The sequence below is a fragment of the Exiguobacterium sp. s101 genome, assembly GCF_018617835.1.
In the GTDB taxonomy this organism is placed as follows: domain Bacteria; phylum Bacillota; class Bacilli; order Exiguobacteriales; family Exiguobacteriaceae; genus Exiguobacterium; species Exiguobacterium marinum.
Map to the genome: position 1 here is coordinate 200,053 of NZ_JACSKX010000003.1, position 23,125 is coordinate 223,177.

The 23,125-nt window shown below is 49.5% G+C and carries 28 protein-coding genes and 1 other annotated feature; of the genes, 27 read left to right on the forward strand and 1 reads right to left on the reverse strand.

What is annotated here, in order from left to right; genetic code table 11:
- The first annotated feature begins 67 nt into the window (after positions 1–67).
- The 27 genes from KNO76_RS04520 (at position 68) to KNO76_RS04645 (ending at position 22,099) form a co-directional block, all read left to right on the forward strand.
- Positions 68–1,279 carry a G5 domain-containing protein gene (locus tag KNO76_RS04520; RefSeq protein ID WP_214882996.1) on the forward strand — a complete coding sequence of 404 codons (1,212 nt, stop codon included), beginning with the start codon at positions 68–70 and terminating at the stop codon, positions 1,277–1,279.
- Positions 1,276–1,566 (forward strand): hypothetical protein, encoded by a 291-nt coding sequence (locus KNO76_RS04525; protein WP_214882999.1) that lies wholly within the window; start codon positions 1,276–1,278, stop codon positions 1,564–1,566. The genes KNO76_RS04520 and KNO76_RS04525 overlap by 4 nt, the downstream gene beginning before the upstream one ends.
- A gap of 1 nt (position 1,567) precedes the next feature.
- Complete coding sequence (locus tag KNO76_RS04530) at positions 1,568–3,238, forward strand: GspE/PulE family protein (protein ID WP_214883002.1); 1,671 nt, start codon at positions 1,568–1,570, stop codon at positions 3,236–3,238.
- Positions 3,231–4,268: a type IV pilus twitching motility protein PilT gene (locus KNO76_RS04535; RefSeq protein ID WP_034771165.1), complete on the forward strand. Its 1,038-nt coding sequence runs from the start codon at positions 3,231–3,233 to the stop codon at positions 4,266–4,268. The genes KNO76_RS04530 and KNO76_RS04535 overlap by 8 nt, the downstream gene beginning before the upstream one ends.
- A gap of 6 nt (positions 4,269–4,274) precedes the next feature.
- On the forward strand, positions 4,275–5,492 hold the full coding sequence (locus tag KNO76_RS04540; protein WP_214883005.1) for a type II secretion system F family protein: 1,218 nt from the start codon (positions 4,275–4,277) through the stop codon (positions 5,490–5,492).
- A 142-nt stretch (positions 5,493–5,634) separates the two neighbouring features.
- Positions 5,635–6,096 carry a prepilin-type N-terminal cleavage/methylation domain-containing protein gene (locus KNO76_RS04545; RefSeq protein ID WP_214883008.1) on the forward strand — a complete coding sequence of 154 codons (462 nt, stop codon included), beginning with the start codon at positions 5,635–5,637 and terminating at the stop codon, positions 6,094–6,096.
- An 85-nt stretch (positions 6,097–6,181) separates the two neighbouring features.
- Positions 6,182–6,934, forward strand: coding sequence for a prepilin peptidase (locus KNO76_RS04550; protein ID WP_214883012.1), 753 nt, complete (start codon positions 6,182–6,184; stop codon positions 6,932–6,934).
- A gap of 12 nt (positions 6,935–6,946) precedes the next feature.
- Entirely contained in the window at positions 6,947–8,515 is a 1,569-nt protein-coding gene (gene pilM, locus KNO76_RS04555) for a pilus assembly protein PilM (protein ID WP_214883015.1), read from the forward strand.
- Positions 8,512–9,219 (forward strand): hypothetical protein, encoded by a 708-nt coding sequence (locus KNO76_RS04560; RefSeq protein WP_214883018.1) that lies wholly within the window; start codon positions 8,512–8,514, stop codon positions 9,217–9,219. The genes pilM and KNO76_RS04560 overlap by 4 nt, the downstream gene beginning before the upstream one ends.
- Before the next feature lie 140 nt (positions 9,220–9,359).
- Positions 9,360–9,944: a Maf family protein gene (locus KNO76_RS04565; RefSeq protein ID WP_214883021.1), complete on the forward strand. Its 585-nt coding sequence runs from the start codon at positions 9,360–9,362 to the stop codon at positions 9,942–9,944.
- A gap of 20 nt (positions 9,945–9,964) precedes the next feature.
- Positions 9,965–10,594 (forward strand): RadC family protein, encoded by a 630-nt coding sequence (radC, locus tag KNO76_RS04570; RefSeq protein WP_015881143.1) that lies wholly within the window; start codon positions 9,965–9,967, stop codon positions 10,592–10,594.
- 162 nt (positions 10,595–10,756) lie between these two features.
- Positions 10,757–10,954, forward strand: coding sequence for a hypothetical protein (locus KNO76_RS04575; RefSeq protein WP_214883024.1), 198 nt, complete (start codon positions 10,757–10,759; stop codon positions 10,952–10,954).
- 72 nt (positions 10,955–11,026) lie between these two features.
- The gene (locus KNO76_RS13995; RefSeq protein ID WP_251127877.1) at positions 11,027–11,173 is read left to right on the forward strand and encodes a hypothetical protein; all 147 of its coding nucleotides are present in this window, start codon (positions 11,027–11,029) and stop codon (positions 11,171–11,173) included.
- Between the two features lie 60 nt (positions 11,174–11,233).
- Entirely contained in the window at positions 11,234–11,614 is a 381-nt protein-coding gene (locus KNO76_RS14285; protein ID WP_251127884.1) for a DUF2785 domain-containing protein, read from the forward strand.
- Between the two features lie 317 nt (positions 11,615–11,931).
- Positions 11,932–12,372: a hypothetical protein gene (locus KNO76_RS04585; protein WP_214883029.1), complete on the forward strand. Its 441-nt coding sequence runs from the start codon at positions 11,932–11,934 to the stop codon at positions 12,370–12,372.
- Between the two features lie 198 nt (positions 12,373–12,570).
- Positions 12,571–13,608, forward strand: coding sequence for a rod shape-determining protein (locus tag KNO76_RS04590; RefSeq protein ID WP_026826473.1), 1,038 nt, complete (start codon positions 12,571–12,573; stop codon positions 13,606–13,608).
- Positions 13,609–13,621: 13 nt separating this feature from the next.
- The gene (gene mreC, locus KNO76_RS04595; RefSeq protein WP_214883033.1) at positions 13,622–14,512 is read left to right on the forward strand and encodes a rod shape-determining protein MreC; all 891 of its coding nucleotides are present in this window, start codon (positions 13,622–13,624) and stop codon (positions 14,510–14,512) included.
- Between the two features lies 1 nt (position 14,513).
- Entirely contained in the window at positions 14,514–15,008 is a 495-nt protein-coding gene (mreD, locus tag KNO76_RS04600; protein ID WP_051546024.1) for a rod shape-determining protein MreD, read from the forward strand.
- A 5-nt stretch (positions 15,009–15,013) separates the two neighbouring features.
- The gene (locus KNO76_RS04605; RefSeq protein WP_235181854.1) at positions 15,014–15,682 is read left to right on the forward strand and encodes a septum site-determining protein MinC; all 669 of its coding nucleotides are present in this window, start codon (positions 15,014–15,016) and stop codon (positions 15,680–15,682) included.
- A 5-nt stretch (positions 15,683–15,687) separates the two neighbouring features.
- Positions 15,688–16,545, forward strand: coding sequence for a septum site-determining protein MinD (gene minD / locus KNO76_RS04610; protein WP_051545985.1), 858 nt, complete (start codon positions 15,688–15,690; stop codon positions 16,543–16,545).
- 43 nt (positions 16,546–16,588) lie between these two features.
- On the forward strand, positions 16,589–17,914 hold the full coding sequence (locus KNO76_RS04615; protein WP_214883036.1) for a ribonuclease E/G: 1,326 nt from the start codon (positions 16,589–16,591) through the stop codon (positions 17,912–17,914).
- Positions 17,915–17,969: 55 nt separating this feature from the next.
- Positions 17,970–18,043, forward strand: a sequence feature (ribosomal protein L21 leader region).
- 15 nt (positions 18,044–18,058) lie between these two features.
- Complete coding sequence (gene rplU / locus KNO76_RS04620; RefSeq protein WP_026826467.1) at positions 18,059–18,367, forward strand: 50S ribosomal protein L21; 309 nt, start codon at positions 18,059–18,061, stop codon at positions 18,365–18,367.
- A 3-nt stretch (positions 18,368–18,370) separates the two neighbouring features.
- The gene (locus tag KNO76_RS04625) at positions 18,371–18,706 is read left to right on the forward strand and encodes a ribosomal-processing cysteine protease Prp (RefSeq protein ID WP_026826466.1); all 336 of its coding nucleotides are present in this window, start codon (positions 18,371–18,373) and stop codon (positions 18,704–18,706) included.
- Between the two features lie 12 nt (positions 18,707–18,718).
- Entirely contained in the window at positions 18,719–19,000 is a 282-nt protein-coding gene (rpmA, locus tag KNO76_RS04630) for a 50S ribosomal protein L27 (RefSeq protein WP_026826465.1), read from the forward strand.
- 66 nt (positions 19,001–19,066) lie between these two features.
- On the forward strand, positions 19,067–19,507 hold the full coding sequence (locus KNO76_RS04635) for a Spo0B domain-containing protein (RefSeq protein ID WP_026826464.1): 441 nt from the start codon (positions 19,067–19,069) through the stop codon (positions 19,505–19,507).
- On the forward strand, positions 19,508–20,797 hold the full coding sequence (gene obgE / locus KNO76_RS04640; protein ID WP_026826463.1) for a GTPase ObgE: 1,290 nt from the start codon (positions 19,508–19,510) through the stop codon (positions 20,795–20,797).
- A 39-nt stretch (positions 20,798–20,836) separates the two neighbouring features.
- On the forward strand, positions 20,837–22,099 hold the full coding sequence (locus KNO76_RS04645; protein ID WP_214883038.1) for a hemolysin family protein: 1,263 nt from the start codon (positions 20,837–20,839) through the stop codon (positions 22,097–22,099).
- Positions 22,100–22,142: 43 nt separating this feature from the next.
- Here KNO76_RS04645 and KNO76_RS04650 read toward each other — a convergent pair whose 3' ends face one another.
- Positions 22,143–22,916: an NUDIX domain-containing protein gene (locus KNO76_RS04650; protein WP_026826461.1), complete on the reverse strand. Its 774-nt coding sequence runs from the start codon at positions 22,914–22,916 to the stop codon at positions 22,143–22,145.
- Positions 22,917–23,125: the final 209 nt, after the last annotated feature.

Consider the following 23,125-nt stretch of genomic DNA (forward strand, 5'->3'; position numbering starts at 1 on the left):
ATACTAAAGTTATACGCTAAACGGATACATAGAATAGAAGTCGGATCAGACACGGGGGGAATTTTACATGAAGCGGTATGGGATGCATCTAGTCATTTTGATTGGACTCGTCGTACTCGTGACATTGCCGACGATCGGACTCGTCAATTATTTAGACGCGTCTGCTGAGTCGAGTGCTACATATATCGAGACGACGGTCGCAGGCATCGACGTGTCAGGGATGACGAAGGAAGAAGCGAACGTTCGTCTTGACAATGCAATCAAAGATTTTAATACGTTGCCATTTTCGGTCAATTTGGTGGATGGAACGATCATGGAGATTGGGAAAGAAATCGTGACGTTCGATGTATCGAATACGCTTGACTCCATCGAGGACACGGGCGCTTATCCACTTTTAACGTCTGTTGACGAAGCAAAGGTCGAACCTTATCTTGAAGGGCAACCTGTCACGATGACGATGATTGTTCCGACATTGATGGAAGCTGCATCTATGCTTGAATCAACTGTGACGTTAGAGCAAGTCGCGGCTGAAAGTGAAGTCGTCGCCTCATTCACTGTGAGCCCGACACCGGCGATGCAGTCGGCACTCGATCGGATGAGCGGATTTGAGATGGCCTCTGGGGATATCTTTAGTCTCAAAGCGTTCGGGGAAGACTATGAAGCCCTCACGACGCTCGGCTCTTCGCTCTATCGAATGTTCGCCGCGACACCGTTTGCGATTCTTGAACGGGTCCCGCATGAAACGCTTCCGCCTGGTGTGGAGCTAGGTTATGACACGAAAGTGGACGATCGTTCGAACTTTGCAGTCCAAAATCGTGAGGATTCATCTTACGCAATCCTAGTCTTAAATGAAGGAGGCACGGTGACAGTTCAGTTATTAGGTCAGCCGTTTGAAGCTGCCTTTGAGGCAAGGGTGGAGGAAGTGAAGACGGTTCCGCATCAAAAAGTCGTCCGTTTCTCATCGTCGCTCCCGTCTGGCAGTTCATCTGTCACGCAGTCTGGTCAAGATGGACAATCAGGTAAGCTCTACCGTGTCACAGTGACAGAAGAAGGGGAAAAAATGGAATTGCTCGGGTTTGACTTTTATGCCCCGACACCGGAAATCGTGACGAAGAGCTCAGTTCCACTCCCGCTACCTGACCCGGTCGAACCGGTGATTCCGACATTCCCGGATGAGAATGAAGAAGATCCGTTCACAGAGGATTCGAACGGAAATCCGTTTGAGGCAGAACCACCCGTATTGGAAGAGGTCCCTACAGAGGAGGAAGCTGTCGGATGATTGGCTATTTGATTTTACTTGGATTTTGGGTACTCGCCACCCTGACGTTGTTCGCCTTGTCCGTCCCGATGATGCGCAAGCGTGAAACGAAGCTCGTCATCAGTCTATGGACGGCCCTCATGTCTGGTGGCATCTATTTGATGGTACAAGAAGCGCTCGTCCAAACGTGGTGGGCATGGCTCATTCTTGTTGTTGCATTGATTGGAGGGGTAGCTGTGAGTGTCTTTATCGAAGAACGTGAAGACAAAGACAAGCAAGAGGAGGCTCCTCGAAGGATGGTGAAGTAACGTGAGACGAACGAAACGTAGATTAGGCGAGATGCTAATTGAAGCAGGACTCATTACAACGGGTCAGCTCGACGAGGCACTCGAACAAAAGCGTCCCGGAGAAAAACTTGGTGATGCGCTGATCCGACTGAACCATATTACGGAGACGCAGTTGATTCAAATGATTCATGAACAGTTGCAAGTTCCAATCATTGCATTGTATTCCCATGACATTAATGTAACGGTCACGAAACTCGTGCCGAAAGCGTTGGCGCAAAAACACGACATCATGCCATTTGAGTTGAACGGGAATACGCTCCATATTGCGACGGCTGACCCGCTCGATTTAATTGCGATTGACGACATTCGTTTACAGACGGGTATGAATATTGAACTCGGAATCGCGACGAGAGAGCAAATTCGAAAGACGATCAGTCGCTACTACGAGATGGACCATTCGCTCATCGAAATTTTGAAAGAGGATGCTCCAGAGATTGAGCGTCAAGACACGGCCAGTCGAGATGATGCCCCGATTATCCGACTCGTGAACCAACTGTTCTTAAGTGCAATTGACCAACGTGCATCGGATATTCATTTTGATCCGCACGAGAAACAACTTCATGTGCGTTTTCGGATCGACGGGGACTTACGGACAGAAACGGTCTACCCGAAGAAAATTCAAAGCGTCATGCTGACGCGTCTCAAAGTCATGAGTAACCTTGACATCACGGAGAGTCGTCTGCCGCAAGATGGTCGGATCAAGTATACGCTGCGCAACCGGGCCTATGACTTCCGGGTGTCGACGCTCCCGACGATGTATGGGGAAAAGATTGTTATTCGGGTCCTTGATTCATCACAAGGACTGACCGATTTGACGAAACTCGGATTCGGTGAACGAAACGAACAGTCGTACCGCGACATGTTGAAACGTCCGAATGGCATTATCCTGATTACCGGTCCGACCGGTTCAGGGAAGTCCTCGACACTATACGCATCGTTGAAAGAATTGAATGATGAGACGAAGAACATCATCACGGTTGAAGACCCGGTCGAATACCAACTTGATGGCATCAACCAGGTCCAGGTCAATTCAAAAGTCGGGTTGACGTTTGCGTCAGGTCTTCGCTCAATTTTGCGACAAGACCCGAACATCGTCATGGTCGGGGAGATACGTGACACCGAGACGGCTGAGATTGCCATTCGTGCCTCGCTCACCGGTCACCTCGTCTTATCAACGCTACATACGAATTCAGCAATCAGTTCCATCACACGTCTCGTCGATATGGGCGTCGAGCCATTTCTTGTCGCCGCTTCGACGACCGGACTCGTCGCGCAACGTCTCGTTCGGCGCGTCTGTCGTGACTGTGGGCATGCCGAACCAGTCTCGAAAAGTGAACAGAGTCTGTTTGAAACGGAAAGGGTTCACATCGAACAGGTCGTTCGTGGAAAAGGATGTACCTCATGTAACTTCACGGGTTATCGGGGTCGCCTTGCCATTCATGAAGTCATTCCGATTGATGAGGGTTTGCGTCGGATGATTATGAACCAAGCGACCGAGTCCGAGATGGTCGATTACGCCAAGTCGCAAGGCGCAACGTTCCTGCTTGCCGATGGGCTAGAAAAAGTCGCCGCCGGTTTGACGACGACAGAAGAAATATTACGAACGGTCATTTCGGAGAATGCTTATGATTAATCAATCGATTGAAGTCATCTTGACGAATGCGGTCGAGAAACGTGCCTCAGACATTCATCTGACGGCAGGCTCACCTCCGATCATTCGAGTAGATGGGAGTCTCATCACGATGGGCGAGGAGAAGGTATTGCCTCATCATCTCGAAGGATATTTAAAAGAAATTATGACGGAGGACATGCGGGAACGTTTAGAGCGTGACCGGGATCTTGACTTCTCGTTCGGTGTTCCACGCGTTTCGCGTTTTCGAGTCAATGCTTACTATCAACGGGGTACGATTGCCATCGCATTCCGTTCCATTTCCGGGGAAATCCCGACATTGAATGAGCTGAACCTTCCGACGGTGTTGAAGCGCTTGATTGAAAAGCCGCACGGTCTCATCCTTGTGACGGGTCCGACCGGTTCAGGAAAATCAACGACGCTTGCGGCGATGATTCATGAGATCAACCGGACACAGCGAAAACGGATCATCACGTTAGAAGATCCAATCGAATATTTGCATTCCCATGACCAAAGCATCGTCGACCAACGGGAGATCGGCTCCGATGTCATGAAGTTCGTGAGCGGGTTGCGGGCTGCTTTACGTCAAGATCCGGACGTCATTTTGCTCGGGGAGATGCGTGACTTAGAGACGATCTCGACGGCGATGACGGCGGCAGAGACGGGTCACCTCGTCATGGCGACGCTCCATACATCGAGTGCGATGTCGACCGTGAGCCGAATCATCGATGCGTTCCCAGCTGAGCAACAAGACCAAATCCGGACGCAACTCGCCAACGTCCTTCTCGGGGTCGTCAGTCAGCGGTTATTTCCTCGGATCGATGTGCCTAAAGGCCGTGTCGCCGCCATGGAAATCATGTTAGGGAATCCGGCTGTCGCCAATTTGATTCGAAATGAAAAAGAATTCCAATTGCCGACCGTCATCCAGACGAGTCGCCAAAACGGGATGCAATCGATGGATGCTGCCATCGAGCAATTGGTACGGCAAGGAATCATCAATCCAAATGCCGTCCCGACAGAAGAGATGAGGTGATGAGTGATGGCGATATTCCAGTATGAAGGGAAACTATTGAACGGGAAACGCAAGAAAGGGCGCATCACGGCCGTCTCACTTCGGGAGGCGAAAGATAAATTGCGTCAAGAATCGATTCTCGTGACAGACCTATCCGAGCTCGAGTCGACCGGACTGAATATGGAAGTGAATTTACTTCCGGAACGTGTGAAGATTGAACACCTGATCATGTACGTTCGACAGTTTGCGACGCTCATCCGGGCAGGTGTCCCAATCGTTCGCGCGACCTCGATTTTACGGGTACAGACTGAATCGAAAGTGTTGAAGAAAGCACTTAGTCAAATCGAGGATGATTTAAAAGAAGGGATTGCCTATTCCGTCGCGATTCAAAAACATCCGCGCGTCTTCTCAAACTTCTTTAGTTCGATGGCACTCGCCGGGGAGACGAGCGGTAACTTAGAGGAAGCGCTCGACCAAATCGGGCTTCAACTCCAAAAGCAATATGATATAAAGCGGAAAGTCATCTCCGCTCTCACCTATCCGTTGGTCGTCTCAATCGTCGCCATCGGTGTGGTCGCCTTTTTGATGGTGAACGTCGTTCCGACGTTCGCGAGTATCTTCGGTCAACTCGGTGGTGAGCTACCGCTTATCACAAAAATCGTCGTCGCGATCTCTGACTTCATCGCTGCCTACTGGTGGCTGTTGCTCGGACTCGCAATTCTCGGAGTCCTCACCTTCACTTGGATGTTGAAGCGGGATCGGGAGCGGTTCGTTATCGATAGGTTGCTACTAAAGATGCCAATTTTCGGGACGATTGTGATGAAGTCTCAGATTGCGTTATTGACAAGAAGTTTAGCTGTTCTCTTACAGGCGGCCGTGCCGATTTTGACGGCGATTGAAATCACCGAGCGCATCGTATCAAACCGCGTCATCCGAAAAGGACTGATGGAGGCTCGTGACATGATGGCGCAAGGGGTGCCGCTCCATGAACCACTTATGCGTAACTCGAACTTTCCGGCACTTATGACCCAGATGATTGCGGTCGGGGAAGAGAGTGGGGATTTAGATTCGATGTTGAACGAAGTGGCGGAGTTTTATGAGACCGAGGTCGAGACGACGACCGACCGATTGAAGTCGATTATTGAGCCTCTTCTCATTGTCGTATTGGCAAGTGTAGTCGGAGTCATCGTCATCTCGATTGTCGTCCCGATGTTCCAAATTTATGGGGATATTCAGAATCAGTAGAAAGAATATGCAGGCTTTTGAAAATATGCCTTTTCAATACTATATTTTGAAGGTATAGTAAAATTGTTCTACTTCTATATTAGGTCTTTAGTAATTCATCTAGTTTAATCACAGTACTTTACACAAAAGGGGAGAATGAATCATGGTAGAAAAGTTGAAAATGATTTGGCAAGATGCTAAACAGTTAAAAGATGAGCGCGGACTCACACTCGTCGAGTTACTCGTCGTCGTCGTTATTTTAGGGATTATCGCAGCCATCGCAGTCGTTGCGATTGGTGGGATCATTGAGAACTCGAAGAAAGATGCAATGGTTGCTGATGCGAAGCAGATGGTCAGTGCGGCGAAGTTACATACCGCTTCTAATCCAGGTGCAACTACCCTTGATTTTACAAGTGAAGAAGGTAAAAAGTATATTTCTGGTCTAAAAGATCCATTCGATGAATCAGGTTCCGAATCTTATTCTGCAGCCTCTGTAGCTATTACTGAAGCGGCCGGTAAATATAACTATTCAGTTACTTTGACTAGTGAAGAAACAAAATATAGCTTTAAAGCATCTCCAGAATCAAGCTTAAATAAAACTGAGTTGGAAAAAACAAAGGAATGATATATTCTCCGGCTGGCGCTGGGCACTCGCTCAGCCTAGCCGGTTTTCTATTTTTGGCATATACTGACAAAAGGAGGATCCTTCCTTGATTGAATTGATTGGATTCCTATATAGCATCGTCCTTGGGGCGGTCATCACGTCGTTCACTAACGTCGTCGGGCTCCGCGTGCCACGTCAGCAATCGATTGTGACACCTCGGTCACATTGTCCGTCTTGCGGTCACGAATTGTCACCGTGGGAACTCATCCCGATTTTCGGCTATCTTGCTTTAAGAGGCAGATGTCGCGGATGTGGCGAGCGGATCGCGCCGACGTATCCAATATTTGAACTGCTCGGAGCCATTGGATATGGCTATAGCTTTTCGCTTTATGGCTTCAGTGTGACGACGCTTCTCGCGTTCGCTTTCTTGTCGACCCTCCTGGCGCTGGCGATGTCTGATTTATCGACGATGCTCGTGCCGAACGTCATCTTGCGCATTACGGCACCGGTACTACTCGTCCTTACATACATTGCTGGAGCATACTGGTGGACACCACTTGCGGGAGCACTCCTCGGATTTTCGCTTCTTGCGACCGTCTTTTTCGTGTCAAAAGGGGGACTTGGGGCAGGCGACGTCAAATTGTTTACTATGATCGGTCTTGTGCTCGGTCCGCGTGACGTGCTCGTCGCCTTGTTTTTATCGAGCTTGATAGGGGCGATTGTCGGGATCGGGTTGATGATGACAAAGAAAATCGGACGAAAACAACCGATACCGTTCGTGCCATCCATCGCGCTCGGGACGATGTTGACGTTTTGGTTTAGTGAAAGCTTTTTTGATTGGTATTTTGAGTTGATGTAGGGGGAAACGATCATGAGTCGTGGGATAGAGAAAGGGACGGTCACGTATTTTTCGTTTGATGCACTCAGCATCCACGGGGCCGTCATCAAACAAGGGGTGTTCAAACGAAGCGCCTCGGTTCAGTTAGCAAAAGATGCATACGGAGAAGGTAAGATTCTTGATGAGACAGCGTTTACGCTCGCTTTCGATGAACTCTGTCGTAAGTTGAAAGTCCGTCGTGGGATGACGTGTGCGGTCGCATTGGACGAGACCGAGGTGTTGTCACGGAAAGTCGAGATTCCTTCCTCGATTCCGAAGGACGAGATTCGCGGTTATCTCTTCATGGAAATCGGGAGCTCGATCATCTTGCCGTTCGATGACGTGTCTTTCGACTATGAAGTGTTAGGAGAAGATGGGGTCAAGACGGACGTCATGTTACATGCCGTTTCCATTGAATTGACGAAGTCGCTCCGTTCTTATATGAAAAAACGTGGTCTCGCCTTGAAGAAGATCACACCACGTTCCGTCGCGGTCGCCAACGGGGTCATGCGCTTGTCGGAGATCGACCCGTTCCAGTCGACGCTTCTTTGGCATATCACGCCATTTTCGCATCAGTTGCTCGTGCTCGAAGAAGGACAAATTCGTTTCATTCGTTCCATTGAATTGGATCTTCCGTATCAGGTCGGGACGAAAGACGGGGTCGTGACGTATACATATGATGGTACCGGCGAGATGAAGGCGAATCAACTGGATGACTGGCTGAACGAACTCGCTCGCTTCCTCGACTTCTATCGGTATTCATTACGGACAGACGGACGGGCCATCGATGAGTTATACGTTTCCGGTACTGTCCCTGAGGTAGATGACCTTGTCCGTATGATTCAGTCAGAGTCACTCGTCTCAGTGACGCGAGTCGAGCAACCGCTCGCCATCGCTCACGGGACACCGCTATCGCATCAAATGCTCCCGCTCCTCGGAATGGCGACGCTTCAACGGGATCGCGACACGAACTTCATCAACTCGACCGATGTGACGCTTCGTTGGCCGATCGTGACCGGTCTTGTCGCGCTTCTTCTTGGATGTGGGGCGGCCGGATACTTGTACTATGAGGTCGACCAATTGGAAGCAGAACAGATGCGAATCGAAGAAGAGTTACAGCTCGTCCAAATTTATCAAACGGAACAAGTGAATTCGAAAGCGCAACAAGTGCTCTCGCTCGACCAAACCGTGACGGCATTGACCGACATGGAAAAAGACGCGGTACCGGCACTGCGCGCGTTGACCGAACAATTGCCGCCGACAGGCTACGTTTTGACGTATAACTACGCTGACGGTTCCATCATGAGCGTACGGACTCAGTTCGAGACGTTAGAGGATTTAAATGAATTCCAACGCTCGCTCATGACCGACGAGCGCTTTCTCGACGTCAATCTCCTCGGTGTGACGACGGAGTTGAAAGCGGATGTGGATTCAGAAGAAGAGAACTCGTTTGAAGAGGATCCGCTTCCACGTTACATCGGCGAGTTCACGTTCATGTTCGAGGACGTAGAGGAAGAATTGACGGAAGAAGAGGACACGAATGAGGAGGTGGTGAGTCAATGAAACGTTCGACAATCTATGCGTTATTTGCGATTTGCCTCCTCGTCGCAATCATCGCACCGGCTTACTTCGGATATACGTATTACGTCAAACAAGGTGAGGTCGAAGCGCTTGAACGCGACCTCTCGCTCGAGCAGACAAAACTGGAGTTGTTGCGTCAAGAAGGGAAGGCTGTTGACGTAGCGGACTCTCAGACGCTTCAGACACGCGTTCCGACGATGCCTGCCCTCGACACGGTCGTCGAAGCGTTGTCACAGGCAAGTCTTCTTGCGGGTGTCAACGTGACGAGCATCGCATTTGCGGATGGCGTCGTGGCCGAGTCGGAGGTGCCAGAAACGGTCGAGCCGTTCAATCCGGCTGACGTGAGTGCGACGAACGAACCGGCTGAACCGATGGACGTTGCACCCGTCAATGCCTCGACGGTCCGTTCGACGGTCAATCTTCAAGCAGAGACGTATGAAGCGCTCGTCTCGTTCTTGGAGTCGATCGAGTCGATGAATCGGATTCACGTGTTACGGACGGTTCAATTTACCGGACCTGCCGAGACGGGACCGAATACGGTCGAAGAAGTGCAGTCGCTCGAGTTTACAGTCGAGCTCGATGCCTTCTATCGTCCAGACCTCGACCAACTCGTTCCAGACCGATACATTCCGGAACCGGCGTTTGAGCAAAAGGATATCCCGGTATACGACTATACGACACCATAAATCGGCACGTCCCTTCGCAATTGAAGGGACGTGTTTTTCGTCGCAGGTAATTGTGTTTAGGAGGCACGTTGCCTACAATCAACAGTGAAGACCGAAACGGAAAGGAACGCCGTTTTGGAAGAAGAGAAGGAGTCGATACAATGAATTCAACACAGAAGCGTGTCATTCTCGCCTCGATGTCACCGCGACGTACCGAGCTATTGACGAAAGCTGGAATCAAGCATGAGGTCATCCCATCGACCGTGACGGAAGGGACAGACGGTCGGGAGACACCGAGTGATTATGTCGCTCGTCTGGCCCGGGAGAAAGCGATGGATGTGGCAAGACAACACCGTGATGCCATCGTCATCGGAGCGGACACGGTCGTCGTCTTGAATGGGGTCATCTTAGAGAAACCGTCAGACCAGGAGGATGCGAAACGGATGCTTGAACGATTATCCGGTTCGACCCATGAAGTGCTGACGGGTGTGAGTATCATCGGTGCGACTCAAGATTTGTTCGTCACGACGACGCATGTGACGTTCGCTGAGATTCCTGAAACCTGGCTAGCAGATTATCTAGATTCGACAGAGCCCTACGATAAGGCTGGCGCGTATGGCATCCAAGGATCGGGTGGTCTCTTCGTCGAAGGAATCGAAGGGGATTTTTATAATGTCGTCGGATTGCCGATTCATCCGCTCGTCAAGACGCTCGACCGGCATGGGGTGACGCCTCGCTTCCTGTGAACTTGAAAGTAGGTGAAGGAATGACCATGGTGCTTGACCGTAGTGTAGAGACCGCCATCGCCAGATTGCTTCAAATCGGAGGACGGGGACCTGACCCGATGGAGACGGCTCGTCGTATCTCGGACGTCTACCCGACGTTACGGGCGTTGTCACAAGCGTCCGTCCACGACTTATGCAAAATCGAAGGGATGACGAAGAAGAAAGCAGAGCAACTCCTCGCCGCATTCACAATCGGGATTCGATACGTCGAGGAACCGAAAGCGAGTATGCCGACGATTCGTTCGCCGCAAGACGCCTATGAGTTGTTGCGTGATGAATTGAGACTGTTGAATCAGGAGCATTTCGTCTGTTTGTATTTGAATACGAAGAACCAACTGATTGCGCGGAAGACGCTCTTCGTCGGAGGGCTCAACTCGTCAATCGTCCACCCGCGCGATGTGTTTCGTGAGGCGCTCAAGTTGTCGGCGGCATGCTTTATCGCTGTGCACAATCATCCGAGCGGGGACGCGACCCCGAGTCGGGAAGACATCGAGGTGTCCGAACGTTTGGTCGAAGCAGGCAATATCGTCGGCATCGCCTGTCTCGACCATGTCATCATCGGGGAAGACCATTATGTCAGTATGAAGCAGCGGGGGTATATGAATGGGTAAGGCGTAGGAAGCAGGCATTGCGATGTCTGCTTTTTTGTTTTTTTAAGAGAAGCATGGCACCGCATTCAATTTTGGATATAGTTGGAAAATGATAAATGAAGATGTAGAATTTGAAAAGAGTAGGAATGATGATGTATGAGTTTGTTCATAGGAGGTTATCGAATGTCGCGTATTACGGTATGGAATGTGATCGGTTGGGTGTTTCTCATTTTCTTATCAGTCAGTAAATCATTTTTTGGTGAGCAATTGTCGTTGATTACGACTGGGTTGGGCGGATTGATTTGTTTGATGTTGAGTTTGTGGATGATTTATTCCGGTGAAGAAGAAACATCACAACATTCGAATGGATGGCCTGAATGAACAGCGCTATCTAGACTGTCATTCGACTAAAAATCAGATGAAGAATCAAATTGAAAAGAGCGGTGTACGAATATGAATGTTATGACGAATGATGAATTAAAAGAAACCCTTCGGATGATGAAGGAAGGGGATATGACGTATTACGAAGTCCACAAAGAAAGTATCCTCACCAGCATGGTTGATCAGATTGGATCAACGGATGGTGAACTCCGTGATTGACTCATATACACGATGTTCTTTCGCCTCATCATTGAACAAAAAGACATCGATTTCGACAAGATGAGTGAACTCCTTGAGACGTCCTTGCATGCTCTTTTGTTTCATAGAATTGAGGAAACACAGTCGGACGCTATCTTCACGAGAGCCTTTACGACTTTATTGATGGCTTTGATTCTGCATCGGGATGTAGAAGAGAACTTTTTGACAGAAGAGCAATTCCAACAGGCAGCAGAAGGTTTGATTCGATATCTCCAACTTGAAAGAGATACAAGAGGTTATGTGGATGGGAGTGGGTGGGCCCATTCGATTGCCCACGCGGCAGACGCGGTGGACGAACTGATTGCAAATCCGAAACTCGGTCCGGAGTCATTTCCGCAACTCTTCCACATCATCATCAATCAAATCATGCGTTCCGACGTATTGGCGCATGACGAAGATTAACGTCTTATCCATCCGCTCCTACGTTTACTCGAACGAGGAATGGATTCTGAAATCATCCTTCATCATGTGGAGAGGCTCCCACATCTCTTAGAGGAACGTAAACAACAACTTGATGAGGAAACGTATTGGTATGTCGTCCACAACGTGAAAATATTTTTGAAGAGTCTGTATATCCGGCTAAGTGAAGAGGATATTCATGAGCCGCTACGACAGTCCATCCTCATTACATTAAAAAATTATGACAACCTCAAAAAGAATATACAGTTTTCTCCATTCGGGAAAGTGACTTTGGTAAAATGATAAATGAGGTGTTCAACATGGAAAAAATCATTTGGGTTTTGATGATCGGGATGTCACTATTCGTCAGCTACATACACTTGGAGCCGACGCTTTTCTCGATTGTCTTGTTTATCTTGTTTTTATTTGTAAGTACGGTGCTTTTCCTCCGGTTCGACAAAGACCATTGGCTCGATCGTGTCTCACCGCTCGTCGGTATAGGGGTCGGTGCTCTATCGCTCATCGCTTATATTGGTCTAATTGTGCTCTCTTTTAACGAAATCGACCAACTCGGCATGTGGACGGTACTCGTCCGCCTCATGCTCATGTACGTCGGCATCTACCTTTTCGTCGTGACGACATCGAGCTTTTTAGCCGGGGCGACGCGCCTGAAGCCGTCCCGCTTCTTTCGACCAGTATTAATTTTCTCGGTCTTCTTCTACGGGGCGATGTTACTCATCCCGCTCCAACCAGGATTGTAACCGTTCTCTTCTTAGGCAGACGCTTACTCGCGTCTGCTTTTTTGATTTGCCTTTTTACCGAAAAGAAGGCAAACTAAAAGACGGTAAGACAGGACTGAGATGCGGTTATTGTAAATAACCTGTAATCGAATGAACGTTTTCAAACATGATTTTTCCGTTATAATAAAAAATAGTGTAACGAAGAGAGGAGCAACACCTATGTTTCGTAGTTTTAACCGAGAAATCGGAATCGACCTTGGAACGGCTAACACGCTCGTTTATGTAAAAGGTCAAGGAATTGTTGTACGTGAACCGTCCGTCGTGGCGTTCCGCACTGATACAGGAAGAATTGAGGCCGTTGGTAACCAGGCCAAAGATATGATTGGACGTACTCCAGGGAACGTCTCTGCACGTCGTCCGATGAAAGACGGCGTCATCGCTGACTTTGAAACGACTGCAACGATGATTAAATACTTCATGGAACAAGCTCAAAAATCAAAAGGCGGTTTGTTCGCATCGAAGACGAACGTCATGATTTGTGTACCGAGCGGTATCACGTCTGTTGAAAAACGTGCCGTGGAAGACGCTGCTAAACAAGCAGGTGCTCGTGAAGCATATACGATCGAAGAACCGTTCGCGGCAGCAATCGGTGCAGGCCTCCCGGTTTGGGAACCGACTGGCTCGATGGTCGTCGATATCGGTGGCGGAACGACCGAAGTCGCAGTAATCTCACTCGGTGGCATCGTGACAAGCCAATCGATTCGTGTCGGTGGTGACGAAATGGATGATGCCATTATTCGTTACATCAAAAACAAGTACAACCTCATGATCGGGGAACGTACGGCCGAGACGCTCAAAATGGAAGTCGGTTCGGCGCGCATCGATGCATCGAACGAAGCGGAAAAGATGGAAATCCGTGGTCGCGACCTCGTGACAGGACTTCCGAAACAAATCGAAGTCACATCTACAGAAGTGTGTGAAGCACTTTCGGATACGGTCGAAGCGATTTTAGCAGGTGTCAAGCAGACGCTCGAACAAACACCTCCTGAACTCGCAGCTGACGTGATGGACCGCGGAATCGTCTTGACTGGTGGCGGCGCGCTCCTTAAAAACTTGGACGACGTGATTTCAGACGAGACACACATCCCGACACTCGTTGCGGATGAACCACTCGACTGCGTTGCGATTGGTACAGGGAAATCTCTTGAAATGATGGACGTCCTCCGTTCGAAATCAGGCATCTCGTCACGTCGATGAGAGGTGAGACACGATGAGCCGATTCGTACGTAATAAAAAGCTCATCATCACGCTAGTTGTAATGATCTTGTTTTTTGTCATTTTAGGGGTTTCGATTCGAGGACGATCGGAATCAGCCTGGTACCAAGACGTCACGCGTGATGTGGTCGGCACGTTCCAGCGAGTGTTCGCGGTACCAATCGGATGGATGGACTCGACGGTCTCTTCCATCTCAGACGTCCGCGATATCTACGAAGAGAACCGCCAGCTGAAAGAACATTTGGCGAAGTACGCCGAGGTATCGGTTGAAGCGGATGATTTGCGTCGTGAGAATGAGGAACTTCGAAAGATGGTCGAAGCGAAAGACAAGTCGTTACGCGACTTCGACCTCATTCCCGCGGAAGTCATCGGTCGTACACCGAACGATTGGCAACGCTACGTCACTATCAACGTCGGTTCAGAACGAGGCGTTGAGAAAGGCATGGCCGTAACCGCGGCAAGTGGGATGGTCGGTCGTGTCATCCAGACGAGTGCCTATACGTCACAAGTTCAGTTGCTCAGCGACAACAATCGGACGAATAACGTTTCGGCTGTCGTCAAAGATGCGGATGGAAAAACGACATATGGAACTATTGACGGATTCGATACCGAAACGAACGAATTGTTCTTCACGAAAGTATCGAATAGCGTCAAGTTGAAAGAAGGAGAACTCGTATCGACTTCTGGACTCGGGGGACGCTACCCGGCCGGACTCGTGATTGGTACAATCGAGTCGATTGAGACGGACGAATACGGCGTCTCACAAGTCGCCCGAATTAAACCAGAGGCCGACTTCAATGAGTTCTCACAAATGTACGTGATTAATCGGACACTAGACGAACCGTTTCTAACGGGTCCCGAGGAAGGAGGAGCAGCGGGTGAGTAACATGAAAGTGTTCATCGCCCTGTTCCTCCTTTTTCTTATTGAAGGAACATGGGCATCGATTTTCTCTTGGCACTATGCGACGCCGTTTCTCTTATTGACGCTCATCGGGCTGATGTTTGTCAGTCTGTACGGTCGATGGGAAACGGCGCTCGGGTTTGGTCTTGTATTCGGATTGCTGTATGACATCGTCTACACCGACTTGCTCGGAATTTACGTATTTACTTTTTCACTCATTCCTCTCTTAGCCAGCTTCGTGTTAAAATATATAGGTGAGAACTTTTTCTCCGTCACCATCACATTTACGTTTATGATTCTCGTTTTCACCGTTTCGATTTACGGGATCATGGCGGCGATTGGTGGGACGTTGATGACGATTCAAACACTATTGGTTGAACAGATTCCAGGGACGATGTTTGTCAATGCCATCGCCATCGTGATTCTTTATTATCCGATGACGCGATACGTGACGACACGACCTGTTGTGAAAAGAGGGTAGCCATGATGGAGCGTAAACGACACATTACGATTAAAGGACATCGCAACGGCATTGCCATTCACTTCAATCCGAAGAGTGGCATCGACGAGGTGCTTACGGACTTAGAAGCGACATTGCAAGAAATGGAGCCGCCGTCCGGGAAGATTGCCCTGAAGTTGCATGCGGGTACTCGTTATCTTGACGAGGAGCTGTCACGTCAAATTCGTGAGGTCGTCGCTCGTCATGGCGTTTTTTATATTGAAGACTTGTCGAGCGATGTCATGTTGACGGAAGAAGCGAAAGCGACGTACGGCAGAAAGACGTTCCACTATCACAGTGGGACGATTCGTAGCGGGCAAGTCCTGACGTTTGATGGTTCTGTGCTCGTGATTGGGGATATCAATCCCGGGTCAGAAGTCCGGGCGACAGGAAGTATCTATTGTTTAGGAACGATACGAGGAAATGTACGTGCGGGTGTCGAAGGATGGGAAGAAGCGGTGATTACCGCGAGCCTGCTCCATCCGAAATTTTTAGCAATCGGCGAACATGTTCTCACCTCCGACGACGAGGAAGAACTTCCTGAAATCGAGATGGGTTGTGCGTATCAGACGAGTGACGGGATTGAGATGACACGTCTCCGGCACGTCATGACCGGTCTGAAAGACGCATATGCAATGGAATTACAGAGAGGGTGAGTGGAATGGAGCAAGTAGTGGAGCCTGTACATACAGAAAAAGAAGTGAAAAACGGCAGAGCCATCGTCGTGACATCAGGAAAAGGGGGCGTCGGTAAGACAACGACGACCGCGAACATCGGGACGGGGCTCGCCTTGTCTGGTCACTCGGTCTGTCTCGTAGACACTGATATCGGATTACGTAACCTCGATATCATTCTCGGACTCGACAACCGGAGCATTTATAACCTCGTCGACGTCATCACAGGGCAGTGTAAATTGAACCAGGCGCTCGTTCGCGACAAGCGGTTCGAGGAGATGTACCTACTCCCGGCAGCACAGTCAAAAGATAAGACATCGGTCAATCCCGAACAAGTGAAGGAGATTGTCGACCAGTTGAAGACGGAATATGATTTCGTCTTGATTGATTGTCCTGCAGGAATTGAGCAAGGATTCATGAACGCGATTGCTGGAGCGGATGAGGCGATTGTCGTCACGACACCTGAGAAGGCAGCTGTTCAGGATGCAGACCGGATCATCGGGATGCTTGAACAAGCGGAGCATATCGATGCACCAAAGCTGGTTGTCAACCGAGTCAAGAATCACCTCGTCGAGTCAGGTGATATGCTTGACATCGATGACATCATGCGGATTCTTTCGATTGACCTGCTCGGCGTCGTGATTGACGATGAGGAAGTGATTGCTGCTGCAAACCGCGGGGTCCCGGTCACGATGAACCCAGATAACTATGCTGGACAGGCGTACCGGAACATCACACGCCGTATCCTCGGCGAATCGGTCCCGCTCATGTCGATTCAGACGGACGCTGCACCGGTCGGCTTCTGGGCAAAACTGATGATGAAGTTTGGAATGAAAAAAGTGTAAAGGCAACGAAAGTTGCCTTTTTCTGTCGAAAGGAGTGATGCACATGAAGTTAATCTATGAACGCACCCCTTCGGTTGAGCGGGCAATGCTCGTGGACGGAGAACGTTTACTTGAAGTCGAGGAACGGTTTGTCGACCAACTGTCGGTCGGTACGATCGTCGAAGCTGCAATCGAACGGATTCATCCGTCGCTCGGTGCAGCCTTTTTGACGGACGGTGAGACGACGTTCTTCCTGCCGATCGCAGAGACGCTCCGTGCGCTCGCCTCTTACCCAGAGGTGCCGGCAATCGGTCAGGCTGCTATCGTCGGGGAAAAGCGACTCGTTCAAGTGACGAAAGAAGGAATCAACGGTAAGCATCATAAAGTGACAGAAAATATTCGTTTCGGCGGACGCTATCTCGTCTACTTCCCGTTCGGTCGGCGGAAATTGTTTAGTCGGAAGCTTGACCTCGTCACGCAGGATCGTCTCTCGAAGGTGCTCGAGCTTTCAGAAGAGGAAGGGGTCTTGTTTCGGACGGAAGCCGGACAAGTGGCCCCTGATGCTTTACAGGAAGAACTGAACCTTCTTCGTGAACGTGCCATGGCTGTAATCGATCAACGCTACGGTCAGGATGAGTTACTATGCGAACAATTCGTGAGGCGTCATGCAGTCGAATCGGTTCTTCTGAACGACAAAGAAGGACAAACACGAATCGAACGATTAGACGTCCCCGTGAAACGTCACATCGGGAAAGGACGAATGCCTGAGGCGAAACGTCTCGACGGCGCAATTGAGAAGCTCGAGAGTCGTGTCGTCTGGCTAGACGGAGGGGCATTCGTCCTAATCGAACAAGTCGAGACGATGACCGTCATTGACGTGAACAGCGGAAAGAACGTTGCCGTCAAAGACAAAGGACGAGCGGCCGACACGATTAACGAGGCCGCCCTCTACACGATCATGGAGCAGTTGCGCTTGCGTAACATCGGAGGCATGATTACTATTGATTTCTTGTGCGGTTCGAAAGAAGGTCAGACTCGGCTCCTTAAAAAGATGAAAGAACTTGGGGCGCGTGATCCGCGACGTGTCGAGGTGTATGGATTCACGCGGATGGGGTTGTTCGAACTATCACGTGAACGGACAGGACGCTCGATTCAAGATCGAATGACGTATGCCGGCAAGCCTTCGAAACTGGCCATCTTCTCACAGTTCGAACGTGCACTACTTGATTTGAACGATCAATATGAAGCGGTCGTACTCTCGCTACCAAAAAAGTGGCACGATGCTTCTTGGCACGAATGTGACATCGAGGTGCACCTCGTTGAAGGGAATCCAGAGTTCGCCTTTTACGGGACGTCCGAAGAATGTCAGAATTTCTTATCTCGTCGTTGACAATGAATAATTGAGAATGGTATTATCTATAACGTTAGTTCGTTTGGAAGCACCCAAATGGCTACAACCGCACAGAACGGGTTTTTAAAGGTTTTTGCCCTGCCCAGGATGGCGAGTCTGAGTTTAACAAGGAGGTGCACGTATATGTACGCAATCATCAAAACTGGTGGTAAGCAAATCAAAGTTGAAGCAGGTCAAGAGATCTACATCGAAAAACTCGATGCTGATGTCGAAGGTTCTGTAGAATTCGGTGAGGTTCTTTTTGTTGGTGGTGACGATGTTAAAGTCGGCGCTCCACTCGTAGAAGGAGCTAAAGTTGTCGGTACTGTGGTAAAACACGGCCGCGCTAAGAAGATCACTGTCTTCAAAATGAAAGCTAAGAAAAACTACCGTCGTAAGCAAGGTCACCGTCAGCCTTACACGAAAGTTCGCATCGAGAAAATCGAAGCGTAAGCTATGATTCGGGTCAAGGTAAGACGAGACGAAGCGAATTTGATTCGCTCTGTCGAAGTGACTGGTCATGCCAACTTTGCAGAACCTGGTTCTGACTTGGTGTGCGCCGGTGTTTCAGCCATCATATTTGGTGCCTATAACGCCGTCGAAACGCTTGCGGGTCAATCGCTTCTTGTAGAAATGGCAGATCAAACAGAGGGTGGTTACTTTTATGTCGAGACGTATCCTGACTTATCACCGCAGGATATGGAACGCACCCAACTGTTATTAGAAGGGATGCTCGTGCAGTTAGACACGATCGCCCAAAGCTACGGTGAATATATCCAAATTGAACAATAGGAGGTGGACCTCATGTTACAATTGAACCTTCAGTTCTTCGCTTCGAAAAAGGGAGTTGGTTCGACTAAAAACGGTCGTGACTCAATTTCGAAACGTCTCGGTGCAAAACGCGCTGACGGACAAACAGTTTCAGCTGGATCAATCCTTTACCGCCAACGCGGTACAAAGATTCACCCAGGTGAAAACGTTGGCCGTGGTGGCGACGACACTTTGTTTGCGAAAGTTGACGGCGTAGTACGCTATGAGCGTCTTGGTCGCGACAAGAAACAAGTGAGCGTTTACCCAGGCGCGTAAGTTGAACGACGCAGAAGACTCTAGCCACTTTTTTGGTTAGAGTCTTTTTTTCTAGGAGAGGAACAAATGGATTCAGAACAGACACTCGAGCTCTTATCGACCGTCCGTCACGAATGGATGAATCGGCTTCAATTGATCTCACTCTATGCGGCACTCGATCCGACTAAGCTCGAGGAACTTTACGAACGCTATCGGAAACAGGCTGACGAGGAGAGTGCGCTCGTTCGTCTGAACGTGCCGCAGACGAGCCTTGTCGTGATTCAAGCGAATTGGGAAGGACGGATGACGTATACGATTTCGACCGACCAACTTGCCATCGATGACGCGCGAGTGGCAGAGATGCTTGTCCGTTTATTAGAAGACACGGACGGGCCGATTCATGTGACGTTCACGGACGGACTGATGGTTCGCGTCACGGGCACTGTCCCGGCAGGTGTGAACCCATCAGCCGATGTGTACGAACAGAACGTAGATAGTACTACGTTTCACATAAAGGAGGGGAAATAAATGTTTGTCGATCAGGTTAATATTTTTGTAAAAGCTGGAGACGGCGGAAAAGGTATGGTTGCCTTCCGCCGCGAAAAGTATGTCCCAGATGGTGGACCTGCAGGTGGTGACGGTGGTCACGGTGGAGATGTCGTCTTTGAAGTAGAAGAAGGGTTACGTACACTCGTTGATTTCCGTTATTCGAAGAAGTTTATCGCCTATGATGGCGAAAAAGGGATGTCAAAAGGGATGCACGGACGTAAAGCGAAGCCGCTCATCGTCAAAGTTCCACCTGGTACCATTGTGTTCGATGCACAAACGGATACGGTCATCGCCGATTTGACCGAGCACGGACAACAAGCAACGATTGCCAAAGGTGGACGTGGTGGACGGGGGAACTGTCGTTTCGCGACACCAGCCAACCCGGCTCCTGAAATTGCAGAGAACGGAGAACCAGGTCAAGAGCGCGAGTTACGTCTCGAGTTGAAATTACTCGCTGATGTCGGACTCGTCGGCTTCCCGTCTGTCGGAAAGTCTACGCTACTCTCGGTCGTTTCATCTGCACGTCCTAAAATTGGGGCGTACCACTTCACGACGATCACACCGAATCTCGGCGTCGTCAAGACAGCGGACGACCGTAGCTTCGTCATGGCCGACCTTCCTGGTCTCATTGAAGGAGCGAGTCAAGGCGTCGGTCTCGGTCACCAATTCCTGCGTCATATCGAGCGGACGAAAGTCATTGTTCATATGATTGATATGAGCGGAATGGAAGGACGCGACCCGTTCGAGGACTACACGACAATCAACCGTGAGCTCGAGTCGTATAACTTACGCCTCCTCGAGCGTCCACAAGTCGTCGTGGCGAACAAAATGGATATGCCGGACGCAGAGGAACATCTCGAAGAGTTCAAGAAGAAGGTAGGGGACGATGTCAAAGTCTTCCCAATCTCTGCACTCGCTCAAGATGGTCTTCGCAACTTGTTGATTGAAGTGGCGAACTTCGTCGATACGACGCCTGAATTCCCACTCGATGAGCTTGAAGAGAAGACAGCGACGCCTCGTGTCGTGTATCGTTATGAGAAGGAAGAAAAAGGTTATCAAATCCACATCGATGAATACGAACGCTTCGTCATCACGGGACCACGTATCGAGAAGCTCTTCAAGATGACGAACTTCGACCATGATGAGTCAATCAAGCGATTCGCTCGTCAAATGCGTCAGATGGGCGTCGATGACGATCTTCGTAAATTGGGTGCCGAAGACGGTAGCGTCGTCGCAATCCTCGATTTCGAATTCGAATTTGTGGAGTAAAAAATTATTTGTTAAGAAGAAACGGAGTGTGAAGCTAACGTGGACCCTGTGCCCTCGTCAAGTTTAATTCTATATGCAGTTTTGATTCTATTGTCAGCGTTCTTCTCGTCATCTGAGACCGCCTTATCGAGTGTGAACCGAGTGCGGATGATTCGAATGTCAGAGGATGGGGATAAACGTGCCAAGCGCGTCCTCAGCCTTGTCGACAATTTCGATGATACGCTCTCGACAATCCTCGTCGGGAACAACATCGTCAACATCGGTTCGGCGACGGTCTCGACTACGATTGCGACTACGATCTTTACCGGAGGGACGGGACTCCTTGTTGCGACATTCGTAACGACGATTCTCATCTTGATTTTTGGTGAGATTTTACCGAAGTCTCTTGCGAAAGAATTCGCAGAGAAGTACTCGCTCGCAATCAGCGGGATTCTTGTCTTTCTTGTCAAAATCCTCAAACCGGTCACTGTTGTGTTCACAGGTCTCAAAAATGTGACATTACGTCTCATCGGGATGAAAGATAAAGAGCCATCAGTCACAGAAGAAGAGTTGAAAGTGCTCGTCGATATGGGTGAAGAAGAAGGTGTACTCGGCGAGACGGAAGCTGAGCTTGTGCACAGCGCATTTGCCTTTAACGACATTTCCGTGGATGACGTCCTGACACCACGTATTGATATTTTGGCCGTCGACATCGATGATACGCTCGATGAGATCAAAGATACGATTTTCAGTGGTGGTCATTCACGGTTACCGGTCTATAAAGACTCGATTGATAACGTCATCGGTGTCTTGTCGGAGCGAGACTTCTTGCGTTCGATGATGAGAGATGAAGTGACCGATGTCCGTTCGCTCATTCGACCGGTCACGTTCGTGTCACCGCAGACAAAACTGATTGAACTGCTTCCGATTCTCCAACAGAAACAGTCTCACATGGCTGTCGTCCTCGATGAATTCGGGGGGACAGCAGGTTTGATCACTCTAGAAGACATGCTCGAGGAACTTGTCGGTGATATTTGGGATGAGCACGACGAATCCGTCGTCTATCTCAGACGTCTCCGTGAAGGTGTGTATGAGTGTATGGCCGATATGGATGTTGATGAGTTCGCAGAAGAAATGGGAATCAAAGACCCAGACATCGATTCAAACACGATGGGTGGATGGTTCGTTGAATTGCTCGGTGACATCCCGGAGAAAGGTGCGCAAGTCATGTATGAAGACATGACGTTCACCGTCCTCCACGTGGAAAAACGTCGCGTCCGTAAGCTATTAGTGGAGACCGGCCAATCGAAGCAAGAAGCATAAGCAAAAGAGATGATTCGCTATGAGCGAATCATCTCTTTTTTTGTTATACCGATTGGCGTTCGATCCGTTCAATCAATTCATATGGACGTACTTTATAAATCGCGTACGGCATATAAATCGGGTCGATTGCATCAAGGAAGCGCATTTGGAAATGTTCCCGCTTGATATAGTCGCCGACGTTACCCGCATCAATCGGATAGAACCCGACTTCTTGCGTCTCGCCTGCTTGTGACCTGAGCTCACCTGATACGTATTTCGCGCGGAAGGTGACACAGAGGACGCGGGATGAGACGTTTTGATAAATCCCGGTGATGCCTTCCACTTCTATTTCTGCACCAGTCTCTTCTCGCACTTCGCGATGGATGGCGTCAACGAGTGACTCATGTTCTTCGACCTGTCCACCCGGCATTTCGAACGAGTCGTTCCGATGCATGTTTTTGACGAGTAGGACCTCGCCCGCTTCGTTCGTGATATGGGCTGTCACAGAGACGATAGTACGAGGTGGCGTATAATGTCCCGTCGGCATCATGAACTCTTCGCTCGATTTGATATACAAGTCTTTTCCGAGACGGGCTCGTTTTTTCATCGCTTCTCGCCGTAACGCACTGCCTCGGTAATCCCGTTCGACTTGCTCATAATGTTCACGGTCCCGGTATTCCCATAAGGCCATAACCTCAGATTTGTCTTCCGTCACCCAGCGTCCGACAAGACGAGCGCCATGGGACGCTTGGATCGGGTAGATGTATGTATGAAAAAAGTCGGTGAATTCTTGCAGGCGTTCAGGTCGAATCGTATACGTTTTGCGACGATGGAACATGGTGATTCCTCCTTTTTCGTTGTGCGGTATCCTGTATGTATGACCGCAATTCGCTTACATAGTTCTTATTCGACAGATTCCATCGTTTCCCTTTCCAACAAAAAAAGAATCCGTCACGTTTGAACTGAACCGAAAAAGTTAGACACTAAATAGTTTCGTTAGGCGACCTTTAGAACCTGCGTCCGGTATTCCACCGGGCTCAGGTTTTT